Here is a 16,535-nt window from a genome sequence, read left to right as displayed (position 1 = left end):
TGCCCACTACCGATTAAGGTGTGGGCAGTTTCCTTTTTACAAATGCTGTTTGTAAACTATGCAATGTCATGCCAGCAATAATGACTGCGATTCCGATTAGCGACAGCGTACCAGGAAGTGCAATGCTAAGAATTGCCATTTCGCCAAGCATAACAAAAATAAGTTGTGTGGATTGTGTTGCTTCCACGGCGGCGAGTTTACCTTGATCTCCCCGGACGCGGTCGGTTGCCATGAAAAATAAGGTTGTAGCAATGACGCCTGAACTGATACCAACGATGAACGACTGACCAAGCTGGCTACTAGAAGGGGGTCCGACTGTCCATAATGCATAGATGGAAAAGCCAATCCAGACGGGAATTGTCATGAGGGTCATGCCGAGCACGCGCTGAAATGTATCAAGTCTGCCTTCAAGAAGCTCCATCATTTTCCGGTTACCGAGCGGGTAGGCAAATGCTGCAAAAACAACGGGAATGATTCCAAGCAGCAACGTACGTAGTTCAACGCTTTGCGCGTGCGGAATTTGGATAAGTACGACACCAGCAAAAATAATAAGTGTAATCCCAAGCGAGACAAGCGGGATTTTTTGCCGAATCTTTTTTTCTCCATTTGTTGTTTTCACAATCAACGTGAAGAAAGGGGCAAGCAGGACGCCCGCCACAATTGTCAATTGCCATGTGCCAGCAAGAAGCCAGCCTGGACTGTAAGCTGCCGCGTATGTAAGTGGTGCGTAAAATAAGACAAAGGCCGTTACGCTCCAGATGAAAAATGGAGCAGGTTTACGGACGAATTCCTTCTTCACGTCACCAAGCCCTTTGCGGTAAGCGACGATAGCGATTAAAAAAGGCAGCATAAAGAAATAGCGGAGGGAAGTACTCCAAAGCCAGCTTCCTCCCGATAATTCCATCGATCTGTTTAGAATGAATGTCACTGCGAAAAAGACGGAGGAAAGGACACCAATCCAAATTTCCTTCATAAGTTATCCCCCTTATTTAGGCGCGTTCTTCAAAAAGTTTTACTGCTTCGATGATGACATTTGTCGCTTTTTCCATGTTATTGACTGAAATGTATTCGTATTTACCATGATAGTTTTCTCCACCCGTGAAAATGTTAGGTGTTGGCATGCCCATGTAAGAAAGTTGAGATCCGTCTGTACCGCCTCGTACTGGCACGATATTAGGTTCAATATTGAGGTTTTTAAACGCATCCGACATAATAGTAACAATTTCCATCACTGGTTCGATTTTTTCACCCATATTAAAGTATTGATCTTCAATTTCGATTGTGACAGTATTTGCACCATATTCTTTCTTCAGCTTATCAGCGGTATCAATCATCAATTGTTTCCTTGCAGCGAATGTTTCGCGGTCGAAATAACGAATGATATAGCCAAGTGTTGTTTCTTCGGTGGATCCGTTGAATTGCATAAGATGAACAAATCCTTCGTAGCCATCGGTGTTCTCAGGAATTTCATTTGCCGGCATTGCTGCTTGGAATTGATTGGCTATTAAAATGGAATTGACCATTTTATTTTTAGCGGAACCTGGGTGAACGCTTACACCTTGAAATGTAACTTTAGCTGCTGCTGCGTTGAAGCTTTCATATTGTAATTCTCCGAGTGGTCCCCCGTCCATTGTATAGGCATACTTCGCGCCGAATTTTTCGACATCAAATTTATGTGGTCCACGCCCGATTTCTTCGTCTGGTGTGAAGGCGATTCGCAGTTTACCATGTTTTAAGTCTGGGTTCGCAATCAAATATTCCATTGCTGTAACGATTTCAGCAATCCCCGCTTTATCATCCGCGCCGAGAAGTGTTGTTCCATCCGTCGTAATAAGGGTGTGTCCGATATAGTTTTTCAGTTCAGGAAAAGCGTTTACAGTCATTATTGTACTGTCGTTCAGTTGCAGATCATTGCCGTCGTAGTTATCTATACGCTGAGGTTTTACGTTCTTCCCTGTATAATCCGTAGTCGTGTCGACGTGTGCAAGAAAACCGATGACAGGTACGTCACGGTCCGTATTGGAGGGAAGCGTTGCGAATAGATACCCGTTATCATCGAGTGTAATGTCTACTAGACCGATATTCGCTAGTTCTGTTTGTAATTCGTGCAGAAGGTCCCATTGGCCAGCTGTTGTCGGCGTAGAAGCACTTCCTGCATCTGATTGTGTATCGATTTTTGCATAACGTATAAGACGTTCGATTAGTTTTTCTTTCATTTCGAAAAAATTCCTCCTAATAATTAAGTGCTGATTACTCTATCTTATCAGATTGTTCCGGTTTACGGAATACTTTACAATCCTGCTTCCGATGCTGGCTGCTATGAAAACTTGCGCCGCATAATACGTCATCATAACGAATGCATCACGGTATGGAATTTCATAGACGAATCGATCGATTGCCAGAACTGAATCTGAGAACATGAATAGCAGCGCTCCAATGATAGCGAGCTTCATTCTCGTACGGATAGCCATCCAACCCATCATTAAAATAACACCAATGTAGGCGATAATGGCAATGCCGAGAACGGTTTGACCAGCAGAAAATTGCGAACCGGCAATCCAAATAGCCATGCCTGTACCGTAGAGAAGGAGAGGAGCGGCCGCCCATATTGGCACGGACCTCTTTGCGACATGATTAAAAGCAAAGATATAAAAAATATGACCAATGAAGAAGGTGATGAGTCCTGGTAAGAACCAATAAATGACGCCATCGGCAATCATGCAGACGAACAGTCCACCGATGATGATCCGTTTGTATGAACGGGAAAATAGAGGTCTTGTCATTAATGCAAATAGGATAATAAGTGCCATCGGAATCAGTTTCATTAAAATTTTGAAGCCGACTGGATCAGCGGGGATAAAGAAAATATAAATGATTCCCATTGTGATAATTGAAGTAAGTACTAGATTTTTTAACATTAGGACAACCCCCTTTCTACTACTTTTCGGGGAATGGGTAGAGAAACCCTTTTTCGATCTTTTAGTATTTTGAATCGGTCGAGCATCTTTCCGTCTTTTTACTGAGACTGAAGTTCTTCTAAAAATACAGCAACATGTTTTTTTTCAGCCATCAGTGGGGAGCATAAGGTAGAGAAAATACGTTTTTGTGAAGGGACATCGATCTTTAGTTGTACAAGTCTCCCGCTTGAAAGTTCATCTTTCACTGTATGAACGGATACGGCCGCGATACCGAGTCCACATAATACCGCCGTTTTTACGCCTTCATTCGAACCAATAACTGTTTTTGATGGTTGGATATTACCGATTGACTGAAGTAAATAGTCCGTATATTCCCGTGTACCGGAACCTTTTTCTCGCATTACCCAGTGGGAAGTTTGGAGACTTGTTGCTTTAGAGTGGTGAATACTTACCAACGGATGTCCGCTTGCTGCGACTAGGATGAGTTCATCTTCCATGAATGGTTGGATGATAAGCCCTTTTTCATGCACACTTCCTTCAATACAACCGACATCCGACCGGAAGTCACGGACCGCAATTTCGACATCTTCTGTATTTACAATCGCAACCTCTACATGCAACTCAGGATATTTATAATGTAGCCTCGTAAGTATCGGGGGCAATACGGACTCCCCGATAGTGTAACTCGCAGCGATACGAAGAATTCCGCTCACCTTATTGTGCTGCCATAAAATTTCTTCTTTTGTTTGTTCTGCGAGGTGAAGCAATTGTATCGCACGTTCATATAAAACCTCTCCGGCGGATGTAATGTGAAATGTTTTATTCGCACGTATGAGTAGGGGAGTTTTTAGTTCTTCCTCCAAATGTTTGATATGGAGACTGACGGTAGGTTGAGATATGTTTAGCGATTCGCCGGCCTTGGTGAAGTTCTTTTTTTCAATTACAGCGACAAACGTTTTCAGTTCTTCTAATTGCATGGTCTTATCCTCTATTCTATTAGTAATATTAATCGATTTTATCATATATCCTCATTATGCTGATCGAAAAGTTGGGATTATACTGAAAGAAGGGGAAGGAGGTTTAACTATGAAAAAAGGATTCTGGATTGGAATCGGATTGACGTTTTTCATCGCAATCATTGCTAAATTGGCAACACTACTGCCCTATATTTCATTAATTGGTCCACTCGTTTTCGCGATACTAATTGGAATGTTATGGAATACCTTTTTCCCTGTGGGTAAAGAGTGGAAAAGTGGTATTGAATTTTCATCAAAAAAACTGCTGCGTGCAGGGATCATTCTGCTAGGCATGCGTTTGAATCTGGGGGATATTGCAACTGCAGGATGGCCAGCGTTTTTATTGGCGGTGGGTAGTGTACTAATCGGTATTGGAGCTGTTTATGGTATCGCTCGGGCGGTTGGTGCTGATAAAACAATTAGTTTTTTAACTGCTTGTGGAACGGGAATCTGCGGTGCAGCTGCCATTGTCGCAGTGGCTTCACAAGTAAAAGCGAAACCCGAACAAACTGCAGTTAGTGTTGCTATCATCGCTATTCTTGGAACGTTGTTCACATTTATCTATACGTTGTTGTATCCTGTGTTAGGGCTTTCAGGTGAGGCATTTGGGATGTTTGCAGGTGGGACACTTCATGAAATTGCACACGTTGTTGCGGCAGCGGATGTAGGTGGTGCGGAAGCACTTGATTTTGCGCTTGTCGTGAAATTGACTCGTGTCATGTTACTCGTCATTGTTGCAGGAGGCATTGGCATTTGGATGTCACGGAAGAATAAACAGTCGGGTGAGAAATTTAACTTGAAGATACTCCCAATCCCATGGTTTATTTTCGGATTCCTTGCAGTAAGCGCACTTTATACTACGGGGATTGTGCCGGAAAAAATCGCATCGCTATTCGTCTCGCTTGCTTATCTATTAATGGCAATGGCGATGGCTGGATTAGGCCTGAATGTGAAATTCGAGGCATTCCGCCGTGCGGGTATGAAGCCGTTTGTTGCAGGACTTGGAGGAACGATCATTCTTGTGCTTGTAGGTTATATATTTGTCCGTTTTACATTTTAAACTATATAGGCATAGAAAAAAGGCATCGCTTTTGAAGCAGATGCCTTTTTTTGCTTATATTTATTATACGATTGAGTAATTCTTATGTGAAACAACAGTAAGATTTGACGCGGCGCCAATAAGTTCAGCGTCCTTCGATGAGATTTCAACGATGACGGAATTCTCGAGTATTTTAAAAATAGTACCATTTACTTCGTGATCATTACGGACAAATGAAATCTCTTCATCGATTTTGCGCGCTGCGACAAAATCCGATACTTCTTTTTCCCTGCGTGGAAAAGCCATTCGAATTCCCCCTATTATCCATTCTCATCTTGCCATCTATTTAAAGAGTGCTTCGGGGAAACCCGCAGCAACAAGTAGATGAAGATGGAAAACAACTAATCGTAAACGATAACACACATGTTGTCTACTATTAGTATATCATATTTCAACGAAATTTGCAGGAATGCAAATTTTATTAGCTATTTACTAGCTTTACTTAAGTTCAAATTTTTTATCTTAATAAAAGCAAAGGGATTGACATTATACCTGTAGGGGTATAATATATGTGTATAGCATAAATATAAGGAAGTGATGGGTATGGAATACGATGACAAAGTAAAAAACAGGTTAAAACGGATTGAGGGTCAAATCAAAGGTATTTTAAAAATGATGGATGAAAATAAAGATTGTAAAGAAGTAATTACACAATTGTCAGCCTCACGCTCAGCTATAGATAGAACGATAGGCGTTATTGTCAGCTCCAATCTGATTGAATGTATTCAACAATTGGATGACAGCGATCCAAGAACACAAGAGGATATTGTAAAAGAAGCAGTAGAACTACTAGTAAAGAGTCGATGAAACGATGGACTCTTTTCTTTTTAATACGAAATATACCCCTGTGGGTAAAATCGGGAGGAAGATTTGATTGACTGAAACGAAAAGAACTACCATTGTATTATTCAGTGGAGATTATGATAAAGCAATGGCGGCATACATCATTGCAAATGGTGCTGCAGCTTATGATCACCAAGTAACGATATTTCATACATTTTGGGGATTAAATGCACTTCGAAAAGAAGAACTAGTCCCAGTGAAAAAAGGCTTACTGGAAAAAGTATTTGGCAAAATGATGCCACGCGGTGCAGATAAGATGGGGATTTCCAAAATGAACTTTGCTGGAATGGGTCCTAAAATGATTAAACATGTCATTAAAAAGCATAATGCGATGACACTCCCGCAACTGATTGAACTGGCTGAAGAACAAGATGTAAAACTGGTTGCTTGTACAATGACGATGGATCTTCTAGGCTTACAGCAGAAAGAATTGATGGATGGCATCGATTATGGTGGAGTAGCTGCTTATCTTGGAGATGCTCAAGAAGGCAATGTAAACTTATTTATTTAAATTTAAAAAATGGAGGGTTTAAAATGATTGAAATAACACCATTAGAAGTTCAAGAAAAGTTAAATACGAACAAAACAATTCACCTGATTGACGTGCGTGAAGTGGATGAAGTGAAAGAAGGAAAAATACCACAAGCAATTCATATTCCACTGGGATTATTGGAGTTCCGTATGCATGAATTGGATAAAGGAATTGAGTACACAATGGTTTGTCGCTCCGGAGGACGTAGTGGAAGAGCTGTACATTTGCTTGAGGGACATGGTTTTAAAGTAGTGAATATGGTTGGCGGTATGAATGACTGGGAAGGTTCAGTGGAGTAATAGTATTTTTTTAAACGTAAAATATACCCATACAGGCATGGGTAAAGGAGGAATGTAACATGATAAAAACTGATTTCATTCTTGACGCAAAAGGATTGGCATGTCCAATGCCAATCGTTAAAACGAGAAAGATCATTAAGGAAATGGAACCAGGAAATGTGTTGGAAGTACAGGCAACTGATAAAGGATCTACGGCGGATTTAAAAGCGTGGGCTGAGGGTTCCGGGCATGACTACTTGGGCACGACTGAAGATGCAGGAATTCTGACGCATTATGTACGGAAGTCGAGTGGAGAAGAAAAAGTTGAGAAAAAACATCCACATATCGTGTCGAATGAACAGCTACAAGCCATTTTAGAGGGGAACCGTGAAGTGCTTGTGCTCGATGTTCGTGAATCGGCAGAATACGCATTCAATCACATTCCGGGAGCTAAGTCGTTCCCGCTTGCTGATCTTGATAGTGAACTCGGTAATCTTGATAAAGAAACGGAAATTTACGTCGTATGCCGAACAGGAAATCGTAGTGATACAGCATCCCGAAAACTTGCTGAATTGGGCTTTTCAAGAGTGAAAAACGTTGTGCCTGGTATGAGCGAGTGGAACGGACCCACAGAAAAATTGGTGTAATAAATGAATGAAATTACTATAGGGGGTATACAAATGACAGTTCAAGCTATGACAGCCAGTACAATAGCGAAAAAAGTGGTGAATCAAGAACCATTTTTCATCCTAGACGTTCGTAATGAAGATGCGTTTGTGGATTGGAAAATTGAAGGAGAAAATATTCAGTATCTTAATATCCCTTATTTCGATTTACTCGATGGGGTTGAAGAAATCCTGCATCAGCTTCCTGCGGATTTAGATATTGTCGTTGTCTGCGCGAAAGAAGGCTCTTCCATTATGATTGGAGAAATGATTGCTGAGGAAGGTCGCGCAGTTCATTACTTACAAGGCGGCATGAAGGCATGGAGTGAACATTTGGAGCCAGTGAAAATTGGTGACTTGAAAGACGGCGGGGAGTTGTACCAGTTTGTCCGAATCGGCAAAGGTTGTTTGTCATACATGATCGTTTCAAACGGGGAAGCGGCAATTATCGATGCGACACGGATGACTGATGTATTCATCGAATTCGCGGAAAAGTTGGATGTTGAAATTACGCATATTTTGGATACACATCTCCATGCAGATCATATTTCAGGGGGACGCAAAATTGCAGAAGCCGTTAATGGAACGTACTGGTTGCCGCAAAAAGATGCTAGTGAAGTGACGTTTGCCTATGAGTCATTAGAAGAGGGGCGAACGATTACAATCGGTGATACGACGATCGCCATTCAACCTTTATATTCACCTGGCCATACGATTGGTTCAACATCATTCATAATAGATGACTCGTATTTACTTTCCGGCGATATCTTATTCATCGATTCGATAGGACGTCCTGACCTTGCTGGTTTAGCTGAAGATTGGGTTGGAGATTTGCGGGAGTCGTTGTACAAACGCTATAAAGAATTATCAGAAGAACTGATTGTTCTCCCTGCGCATTTCATGATTATTGAAGAATTGAATAGGGACGGTAGCGTGTCTAGAAAGCTGGGTACATTGTTTGCTGAAAATCATGGTTTGAACATTGAAGATGAAGTAGAATTCAGGGAAATGGTGACTGGGAATTTACCACCACAACCAAATGCTTACCAGCAAATCCGTGAAACGAATATGGGGAAAATAACGCCTGATTTAGAAACACAACGGGAAATGGAAATCGGACCAAATCGTTGTGCAGTCCGATAGGTAGAAATAAATAATTCCTTCAAACCCACTTCGGCGCTCGGGGATGCCTCCCGCCATAAGCCAGGCTGCTTCGCTGCTAGTCTTATGGCTTCGGCTACCCCTTATAAGGCGCCTTCGCTAAGATTGTACACGGATTCATATGTTCAACTTAAATAGATAATAAGTTAGAAAAAAAGGAGAGATTAGGGATGCAATCAAACAAAGTATTAGACGCTAAAGGGTTGGCTTGTCCAATGCCGGTTGTACGTGCAAGAAAAGTCATGAAGGAAATGGAAACGGGTGAAGTGTTGGAAATTCTTGCGACAGATAAAGGATCAGTTGCAGATTTAGCTGCATGGTCGAAATCAGGTGGTCATGACTTAGTGAAGCATAAGGAAGAGGCTGGCGTATTTACATTTTGGATTCAAAAAGGTTGATTTAAAATGGAGGGGTATCTGCTTGTAGATACCCTTTCTCCTTTTGAAAGGAGGACAATGTGATGGATTTCGCGTTTATTGTCACAATATTTTTAATTGGATTTGTTGGTTCGTTTGTTTCTGGAATGGTTGGGATAGGCGGATCAATTATCAAGTATCCGATGCTGTTATATATCCCGCCCCTTCTTGGTGTTGCGGTCTTTACCGCTCATGAAGTATCTGGAATAAGTGCAATTCAAGTGTTTTTTGCAACGATTTCCGGCGTATGGGCGTACCGTAAAAGTGGTTTGATAAATAAATCGTTGGTTCTGTACATGGGGTCAAGTATTTTAGTGGGTAGTTTTATCGGCGGATACGGCTCGAATCTGTTGTCTGAAGGAGCTATCAACCTGGTCTACGGTATATTGGCGACAATCGCTGCGATTATGATGTTCATTCCGAAAAAAGGATTGGATGACATTCCGGTAGATCAAGTCAAATTCAATAAGTGGTTGGCGGCAGTATTGGCATTCATTGTTGGTATTGCGGCAGGAATTGTTGGAGCCGCAGGAGCATTTATTCTCGTGCCAATTATGCTGGTTGTTCTGAAGATACCTACGCGAATGACGATTGCAACATCGCTCGCCATTACGTTCATATCCTCAATCGGCTCGACAATCGGAAAAATTACGACTGATCAAGTGCTGTATGGACCTGCGGTTGTTATGATTGTTGCAAGTATAATAGCGGCGCCTATTGGGGCGAAAATTGGTCAAAAAATGAACACGAAAGTACTTCAATGGCTATTGGCACTTCTTATTTTGGGGACCGCTATTAAAATATGGTTGGATTTTTAGTGAACAATGAAATTAAAATTGGTTATCTCTCGATTTATGGGTGATAACCTATTTTAATTTTGGCTCCCGATACACAATTTATTTAATGAGTATAAAATAAATGAAGTATAGTGAATACGATAGCCGTATTTGAAACAAGAATTAAAATTCGAGAAGTAAAAGAGTGGGGAATTTGATTTAGATGTCGGCACGTGATTTAGGTTTGGAATTTGAAGGAGAAGGTACATTAAGAAGTAGCTAAGGGTCCTATTCGCACCGGAGTAGCTACCATATTACTGTGCGTAAATAAAATGAAGCCAATCTGGGCTAGACAACTTCTAGCCTTTTTGGAATCAATTAATCAAAATCAATTTTCATGTTGAACAATGTAAAAACAGCTATAGCCCATACTTGTTGTGATGTTAGTATTCCGAAGATATTTCAACATTTCAAGGGCTGTAATTACTGGATTTTATTTGGAAATTAAATATTTTGCTTGTTAAGGACTATCATTTAAGCACCTCTTCTATATGGTAGTGGTTTTTAGATAATCCCGAATTACCAAAGATCAGGTGTTTTTTGTTTTTAATTTAACTGTCAAACGTCATATTGAAATTATGTTTTTTAAGATAGAAGGGGTGTTGAATGATGAGTAGTAAGGAGCAAACAAGTATGTTTAAGAAATGGAAAGATCCATCCAATCGGAGTAAGTTATATATTAACGGCGAGTGGATTGAGGCGAAGGGGAAAAACACTCTTTCAGTACATAATCCAGCTACTGGTGAAAAAATCGCGGAAATTGCTTCAGCTGGAAAAGAGGATGTGGAATATGCAATCCGGTCAGCAAGGGAAGCATTTGATAATGGGGTTTGGAGAACAACATCTGCACATGAAAGGTCCAGATTGCTAATAGAAGTTGCAAAAAAAATTGAGCAGAATTTAGAAGAACTTGCTGAATTAGAAATGATCAATAACGGAAAAACAGTGAGGGAAGCTCAAGGAGACATAGAAGATGCTGCTAAAACTTTCAGATTCTATGCCGGTTTAGCAATCAAGTCGTCTGAAGAAATCTTAGAAGTTGACAATCCGTTTACTTCAAAAGTCGTACGCGAACCAATTGGTGTCTGTGGTCAAATCATTCCGTGGAACTATCCTTTGTTAATGGCTTCCTGGAAATTGGCACCTGCATTAGCTGCGGGTAATGTATGTATATTAAAGCCTTCCGAGGTGACTCCTCTTACCGCAATTCGTTTGTTCGAATTACTTGATGATGTAGGTTTTCCGCCAGGTGTTGTCAATTTGATTATTGGCAACGGCGTAAATGCAGGACAGCCTCTAACTGAGAGCTATGATGTAGATAAAATCGCCTTTACTGGAGGTACAGCCACCGGGAAAAAAATAGTAGAGACATCTGTTGGTAACTTGAAAAAAGTATCGCTTGAATTAGGTGGGAAATCCCCAAATATTATTTTTGCAGATTGCGACTATGAAACTGCCCTCGACTATGCAACATTTGCGATTTTTAATAATGCAGGTCAAGTTTGTTCAGCTGGATCCAGACTATTAGTGGAGAAAGACATATATGATCAGTTTGTTCAAGATTTAATAGAAGCTACAAAGAAGATTAAGGTTGGTAACGGAAAAGATCCGTCGTCTCAGATGGGACCACTTGTTAGTGAACAACATATGAATAAGGTGTTAAATTATATCTCAATTGGAAAAGAGGAAGGTGCCACAATCGGATGTGGAGGAAATAGAATCCTCAAGGACGGAAATCATAATGGTTATTTTGTTGAACCAACTATTTTTGTCGATGTAGATCCAAACTCGACAATTGCCCGGGAAGAAATTTTTGGGCCAGTTTTATGTGTGATTCCTTTTGAAACAGAGAGGGAAGCGTTACGGCTTGCAAATGACACACCGTATGGACTAGCTGCTGGTATCTTTACTTCAAATAGTGAAAAAGCCGATCGTATGGTGAAAGGATTACGGGCAGGAGTTGTTTGGGTAAACACTTATGAGCAAAACCTCATTGAAGGACCATGGGGCGGTTATAAGGAGAGCGGAATTGGTCGAGAGCTTGGAACGTATGGGTTTAACGAATATACAGAAGTGAAGCAGGTTATTCATTCGCTCCATGTTGAGCCGAGTGGATGGTTCTCCTGATTGCGTGGTTCCAATATATTTATTATTGGAGGTTGCCATAAAATCTATCTTTAAAAGTGATTTGAGCTTTTCCGGGGTTTACCTGACAATGAAAAAGCGATCCACAGTCTCTTTTTTAGATCGGCTGAATTCGAGAAAAACGTGAAGTTTTTCAAAGAGATTTCTACCCATCTCCTGATCATAGTCGGAAACGGTAGATATGTTTCTAGGTTACCATTGTTCTTTACTAAAAGAAGAAGTCTATAAATGCTTAAGTCTTCATAGAAATATGTCTCACAGGTGCTGAATTCATGCATTTACAAATCTTAAACTGAGAACCTCCTATTTAGAGGTTCTCAGTTTTTTTGTTCTATAATATATTCTTTTTAAAAACCATCGAAACCCGCTTCTCACTACGCTCTTTCATTCGCTGGAAATTCTCAAGGTGTTTCCAAATAGCAATTGCAAACAACAAAGCAGCTATCACGATCGGCCAGTATCCATCTGCCCGCACTGCCATCGCGATGAGCGTCACGTAGAGCATGAGTACACCAAACACGAGAAAGTCTGTTACTAGTGCTACGACAACAAACAATACAAAACCAATTAGTCCAACCCGCCAGTCGATGGCAAGCAGTACACCAATTATTGTCGCGGTCCCTTTTCCACCGTTAAAGTTCATATAAAACGGGAAGTTGTGGCCAATCACGGCTGCAGCAGCTGTGAGGAATAAAAGTAAAGCTACACTGTCTTCAGGAAGTCCTGCATTTTTAGTGAAATAGTGCACGAGTAAGACGGCTCCTGCACCTTTCCCGATATCAATTGCTGCAACAAGTGCGCCGAATTTCTTCCCAAGAACAATGGTTGCATTCGATGCACCGGCATTTTTTACGCCGGTTTCTTTCAAATTAACGCCAGATATTTTCTGTGCGACAACTGACCCATGCAGACAACCGACTGCATATCCCCAGAGGAGCATGACTGCGATCCATAAGCCCATATAAACATCTCCTAAAATAGCGATATATTAATTGTAACATTTCATGTAAACGAAAGTTTCAGAAATATTATTAGGTAAACTATTGACATAGTATTGAAATATCTACTATACTATGTCACAAGATGGAAAACTGAATATCACAAACTCTTATCAAGAGCGGCGGAGGGACTAGGCCCTGCGATGCCCGGCAACCAGCAAGCGACCAGCTTGTAAAGGTGCTACTTCCTACAGATTCGCGCAAGCGGTCTGAAAGATAAGGGGAGGAATAAGCGAAAGCATAACCCTCTTCTTAAGCGAAGCGGGTTATTTTTATTCCCAAAATACCCCCAACGCCTCCGCAAATCATAATAAAATCCATCTAAAAAAACTTCTGGAGGTAATGACATTGACAAAACTTCAACCTGAAACTCTTCTTCTACATGGTGGACAAAAACCGGATCCTGTAACAGGTTCACGCGCAGTTCCAATTCATAGAACCTCTTCTTTTGTATTCCGTGATACAGAACACGCTCAAAAATTGTTTGCGTTGCAAGAAGCAGGCAATATCTATACACGTATTACGAACCCAACCGTTGCAGTCTTCGAAGAGCGTATTGCACTTCTTGAAGGTGGTACGGCAGCAGTTGCGTTCTCATCAGGCATGGCAGCTATCGCTTTTTCTATCCTGAATGTTGCAGGTGCCGGTGATGAAATTGTAGCAGCTAGCAATCTGTATGGTGGTACGTATAATCTATTCGCTGCAACGCTTCCACGTTACGGTATTAATGTGAAATTCGTCGACGCAACGGATCCTGAAAACTTCCGCGCAGCAATTACAGATAAAACAAAAGCAATATTCGCAGAAACAATCGGTAACCCAAGCCTCCATGTTCTTGATATTGAAGCTGTTGCGGAGATTGCGCATGAAAACGGACTTCCGCTTCTCATTGATAGTACATTTGCATCGCCATATGGTTCGAATCCTATCAAGTTTGGTGCAGATGTTGTCATCCATTCCGCTACAAAATGGATTGGTGGACATGGTACGACAATCGGTGGAGTTGCTGTTGATGCAGGTACATTTGATTGGACACAAGGAAGGTTCCCAGGCTTTACAGAGCCAGATGAGTCCTATCATGGTCTCCGTTATGGAATCGATACAGCGGCAGCAGCATTTGCGACTAAGCTCCGCGTACAGCTGTTGCGTGATTTTGGGCCTTGTCTGGATCCGGATAGTGCCTTCAACTTCCTGCAAGGACTTGAAACGCTGCATCTGCGTGTGACAAGGCATAATGAAAATGCCGTTAAAATAGCGGAGTTCTTGAAGAAACATCCATCTGTTGAATGGGTAACATATGCAGGCAACGTAGATCACCCATCATATGACCTTGCGAAAAAGTACTTGAAAAACGGTTTTGGCTCCATTATTGTATTTGGTATTAAAGGTGGACGTGATGCAGGCCGGAAGGTAATTGATAACGTCAAAATATGGTCGCATGTTGCGAACGTTGGGGATGCAAAATCACTGATTATCCATCCCGCTTCGACGACGCATCAACAGCTAGGACCTGAGGATTTGAAAAAGTCGGGTGTAACAGAAGAATTAATCAGACTATCGGTTGGGCTTGAATCTGTAGAAGACATCATTGCAGATTTGGAGCAGGCGATTGAAATAGCGGTACCAGTAACAGTATGATTTTTTTGTAACAAGAAAGGGCGTGACAATCGTGGAGACGGGAATAGTAGAAATCGGGAACTTGACATTGGAATCCGGTGTCATCTTGAGAGATGTACAGCTTGCTTATGAAAGAAAGGGCAGTCTGGATAGACCGGTCGTCTTAGTTTGTCATGCCTTGACAGGAAATCATACTACAGTCGGAACGGATGAAAGTCCGGGTTGGTGGAGTGGTCTTATCGGTCCAGGAAAAACGATTGATACGAACCAGAATTGCGTCATTTCTATTAATGCACTTGGAGGAAGTGACGGATCTACAGGGCCTTTAACTGTTAATCCGGACACGGGAGAAGCGTACCGAAACTTATTTCCGGAAGTGACAATTCGCGATATGGTGCATGCTGAGAGGAAAGCGTTGGCGATACTTGGCGTCAATCGGATTCGCGCGATTATCGGCGGTGCATTCGGCGGAATGCGTGCGCTTGAGTGGGGTATTTTATATCCGGATGATATGGATATTCTTTACCCGATGGCTGCGAAATCGCAATCAAACAAAATAGGAAATAGTTCATATACAAAAAAAAATAACGACAATGAAATGGAAAGCTTCTACCCCTTAATTCGGGCTATGAAGTCACATAATATTGGGCGCGGCAGAGGCGGTGTTGAACTAGCTTCACGCCGAATAACGGCAAAAGTGGTGGCACTTGCGTTTACGAATGATCTGATGTATTCAACGGAAGAGATTCGTGCGTTCGTGCATTTAATTCCGAACTCTATCTATTGTTTGGTTAATACAAAACATGGCCATGATAGCTTTTTAACGGAATTTGAAAAATGGGGACTTGTGGTTAAGCAGTCCATGGAGGTGGCGAAATGGCGTCAATCAAAGTCGCTTTACTTGGTTTCGGCACTGTAGGTGAAGGGATTTATAGGATTTTGAATGAAAGAAAAGAAGAAATTAAGCAGCAAACAGGTTACTTAATCGACATCGATTCTATTTTAGTCCGGGATACGGCAAAAAAACGTCTGGCTACACCTGGGATAAAGATCACGGATGACATTCAAGAAATACTCTCGAATCCGGATATCGACTTCATCTTTGAGGCGATTGTTGGGGAAGAACCTGCTTATACGTATCTCTCGGATGCGATAGAAAAAGGTTTTAATGTCATAACAGCAAATAAGAAGATGTTCGCAAAACATGGTCCTGCATTATATAAACATGCGGAGTTCCGGGGAGTTCAGTTAGGATATGAAGCAACGACAGCGGGCGGCGTACCGATTATTCGCACAGTAACGAACTTGTTGCCTACAGATCGAGTACGACGAATTCAAGGGATTTTGAATGGTACTTCGAACTTTATATTGACTAAAATGCGTGAAGAGGGAATTCCATTTAAAGCTGCGCTTCACGAAGCACAGGCGCTCGGTTATGCGGAAGCGGATCCGACGGACGATGTAAGTGGAAAAGATGCATTTAGGAAATTGATGATTTTAAGTGCACTTGCATTTGGTAAACAGCCGAATTGGCAAGATATTCAGGTTGCTGGAATCGACAGGGTTACGATTGAAGATGTAGCGGGTGCATTTAAGGGGAAACTTCGTTACCGACATATCGCTGAGATTTCGATTGATGAAAATGGGACATTGAACGGGAGTGTTGGGCCCGTACTAATCGGTTCTGCCCATCCGTTATACGGTGTCGACGGTGTGGACAACGCAATCATCGTCGAAACCGATTATCTAGGTATCTTAACACTTGTAGGTCCAGGCGCAGGCATGTATCCTACGGCAAGTGCTATGGTCGGAGATTTCTTTCAAATGATTGGGAAACGTGAAAGAGTTCTTGTAAATAGTTAAGAAAAACGTAAGGTGCCGTTATAAATGAACGTAGCTTAAGTGCACCACTTCTTGTGGTCCATCCTGCAGGTACGAAGAGGCGTTCTAAGCTAGCATAGCTGGGTTGGCTTATGATCCCGAGCGTCTGGCACCTAGACATCATTTCATG

General features: G+C 41.7%; 18 protein-coding genes and 1 riboswitch. Of the genes, 12 read left to right on the top strand and 6 right to left on the bottom strand.

The genetic code is table 11. The features are described 5' to 3' along the window. Positions 1-13: 13 nt before the first annotated feature. The 4 genes from FQ087_RS14810 to FQ087_RS14795 all read right to left on the bottom strand — a co-directional run bounded on the left by FQ087_RS14810 (position 14) and on the right by FQ087_RS14795 (position 3,895). The gene (locus tag FQ087_RS14810; protein WP_149581350.1) at positions 14-973 is read right to left on the bottom strand and encodes a DMT family transporter; all 960 of its coding nucleotides are present in this window, start codon (positions 971-973) and stop codon (positions 14-16) included. Between the two features lie 16 nt (positions 974-989). Further along, positions 990-2,216 carry a peptidase T gene (gene pepT, locus FQ087_RS14805; protein WP_149581349.1) on the bottom strand — a complete coding sequence of 409 codons (1,227 nt, stop codon included), beginning with the start codon at positions 2,214-2,216 and terminating at the stop codon, positions 990-992. A gap of 39 nt (positions 2,217-2,255) precedes the next feature. Then, positions 2,256-2,918, bottom strand: coding sequence for a lysoplasmalogenase (locus FQ087_RS14800; protein WP_149581348.1), 663 nt, complete (start codon positions 2,916-2,918; stop codon positions 2,256-2,258). A 98-nt stretch (positions 2,919-3,016) separates the two neighbouring features. Beyond that, the gene (locus FQ087_RS14795; RefSeq protein ID WP_188006769.1) at positions 3,017-3,895 is read right to left on the bottom strand and encodes a LysR family transcriptional regulator; all 879 of its coding nucleotides are present in this window, start codon (positions 3,893-3,895) and stop codon (positions 3,017-3,019) included. A gap of 109 nt (positions 3,896-4,004) precedes the next feature. On the opposite strand from FQ087_RS14795, the gene FQ087_RS14790 reads away from it, so the two are divergent. Beyond that, the gene (locus FQ087_RS14790; RefSeq protein WP_149581346.1) at positions 4,005-4,994 is read left to right on the top strand and encodes a YeiH family protein; all 990 of its coding nucleotides are present in this window, start codon (positions 4,005-4,007) and stop codon (positions 4,992-4,994) included. Between the two features lie 63 nt (positions 4,995-5,057). Here FQ087_RS14790 and FQ087_RS14785 read toward each other — a convergent pair whose 3' ends face one another. Beyond that, positions 5,058-5,279 (bottom strand): DUF2187 family protein, encoded by a 222-nt coding sequence (locus tag FQ087_RS14785; protein ID WP_149581345.1) that lies wholly within the window; start codon positions 5,277-5,279, stop codon positions 5,058-5,060. Between the two features lie 297 nt (positions 5,280-5,576). On the opposite strand from FQ087_RS14785, the gene FQ087_RS14780 reads away from it, so the two are divergent. The 8 genes from FQ087_RS14780 (at position 5,577) to FQ087_RS14745 (ending at position 11,891) form a co-directional block, all read left to right on the top strand. Beyond that, entirely contained in the window at positions 5,577-5,840 is a 264-nt protein-coding gene (locus tag FQ087_RS14780; protein WP_149581344.1) for a metal-sensitive transcriptional regulator, read from the top strand. Positions 5,841-5,907: 67 nt separating this feature from the next. Next, positions 5,908-6,387, top strand: a complete 480-nt coding sequence (locus FQ087_RS14775) for a DsrE/DsrF/DrsH-like family protein (protein ID WP_149581343.1) — start codon at positions 5,908-5,910, stop codon at positions 6,385-6,387. A 23-nt stretch (positions 6,388-6,410) separates the two neighbouring features. After that, positions 6,411-6,707, top strand: coding sequence for a rhodanese-like domain-containing protein (locus tag FQ087_RS14770; RefSeq protein WP_149581342.1), 297 nt, complete (start codon positions 6,411-6,413; stop codon positions 6,705-6,707). Between the two features lie 59 nt (positions 6,708-6,766). Then, positions 6,767-7,333 (top strand): sulfurtransferase TusA family protein, encoded by a 567-nt coding sequence (locus FQ087_RS14765; RefSeq protein ID WP_149581341.1) that lies wholly within the window; start codon positions 6,767-6,769, stop codon positions 7,331-7,333. A 33-nt stretch (positions 7,334-7,366) separates the two neighbouring features. Continuing rightward, a complete protein-coding gene (locus FQ087_RS14760) occupies positions 7,367-8,494 on the top strand; it encodes an MBL fold metallo-hydrolase (RefSeq protein ID WP_149581340.1) in 1,128 nt (375 codons plus the stop codon). A gap of 188 nt (positions 8,495-8,682) precedes the next feature. Then, positions 8,683-8,910, top strand: a complete 228-nt coding sequence (locus FQ087_RS14755; RefSeq protein ID WP_149581339.1) for a sulfurtransferase TusA family protein — start codon at positions 8,683-8,685, stop codon at positions 8,908-8,910. A 62-nt stretch (positions 8,911-8,972) separates the two neighbouring features. Then, on the top strand, positions 8,973-9,746 hold the full coding sequence (locus FQ087_RS14750; protein WP_149581338.1) for a sulfite exporter TauE/SafE family protein: 774 nt from the start codon (positions 8,973-8,975) through the stop codon (positions 9,744-9,746). A 627-nt stretch (positions 9,747-10,373) separates the two neighbouring features. Then, complete coding sequence (locus FQ087_RS14745; RefSeq protein WP_255452374.1) at positions 10,374-11,891, top strand: aldehyde dehydrogenase family protein; 1,518 nt, start codon at positions 10,374-10,376, stop codon at positions 11,889-11,891. A 349-nt stretch (positions 11,892-12,240) separates the two neighbouring features. On the opposite strand, the gene FQ087_RS14740 is transcribed toward FQ087_RS14745, so the two are convergent. After that, positions 12,241-12,870, bottom strand: a complete 630-nt coding sequence (locus tag FQ087_RS14740) for a glycerol-3-phosphate acyltransferase (protein ID WP_149581337.1) — start codon at positions 12,868-12,870, stop codon at positions 12,241-12,243. 144 nt (positions 12,871-13,014) lie between these two features. Next, positions 13,015-13,130: riboswitch (SAM riboswitch) on the top strand. 125 nt (positions 13,131-13,255) lie between these two features. Here FQ087_RS14740 and FQ087_RS14735 point away from each other — a divergent pair. Genes FQ087_RS14735 through FQ087_RS14725 form a run of 3 tightly spaced genes read left to right on the top strand, consistent with a single transcriptional unit; the run spans position 13,256 to position 16,387 of the window. Beyond that, on the top strand, positions 13,256-14,545 hold the full coding sequence (locus tag FQ087_RS14735) for an O-acetylhomoserine aminocarboxypropyltransferase/cysteine synthase family protein (RefSeq protein WP_149581336.1): 1,290 nt from the start codon (positions 13,256-13,258) through the stop codon (positions 14,543-14,545). Between the two features lie 31 nt (positions 14,546-14,576). Next, positions 14,577-15,443: a homoserine O-acetyltransferase family protein gene (locus FQ087_RS14730; protein ID WP_149581335.1), complete on the top strand. Its 867-nt coding sequence runs from the start codon at positions 14,577-14,579 to the stop codon at positions 15,441-15,443. After that, positions 15,401-16,387 carry a homoserine dehydrogenase gene (locus tag FQ087_RS14725; protein ID WP_149581334.1) on the top strand — a complete coding sequence of 329 codons (987 nt, stop codon included), beginning with the start codon at positions 15,401-15,403 and terminating at the stop codon, positions 16,385-16,387. The genes FQ087_RS14730 and FQ087_RS14725 overlap by 43 nt, the downstream gene beginning before the upstream one ends. The last annotated feature ends 148 nt before the right edge of the window (positions 16,388-16,535 follow it).

Origin of the sequence: Sporosarcina sp. ANT_H38 (assembly GCF_008369195.1) — a bacterium.
Taxonomy (GTDB): domain Bacteria; phylum Bacillota; class Bacilli; order Bacillales_A; family Planococcaceae; genus Sporosarcina.
Note: the sequence above shows the minus strand (reverse complement) of the source record. Positions and strands in the feature narration are given on the sequence as shown.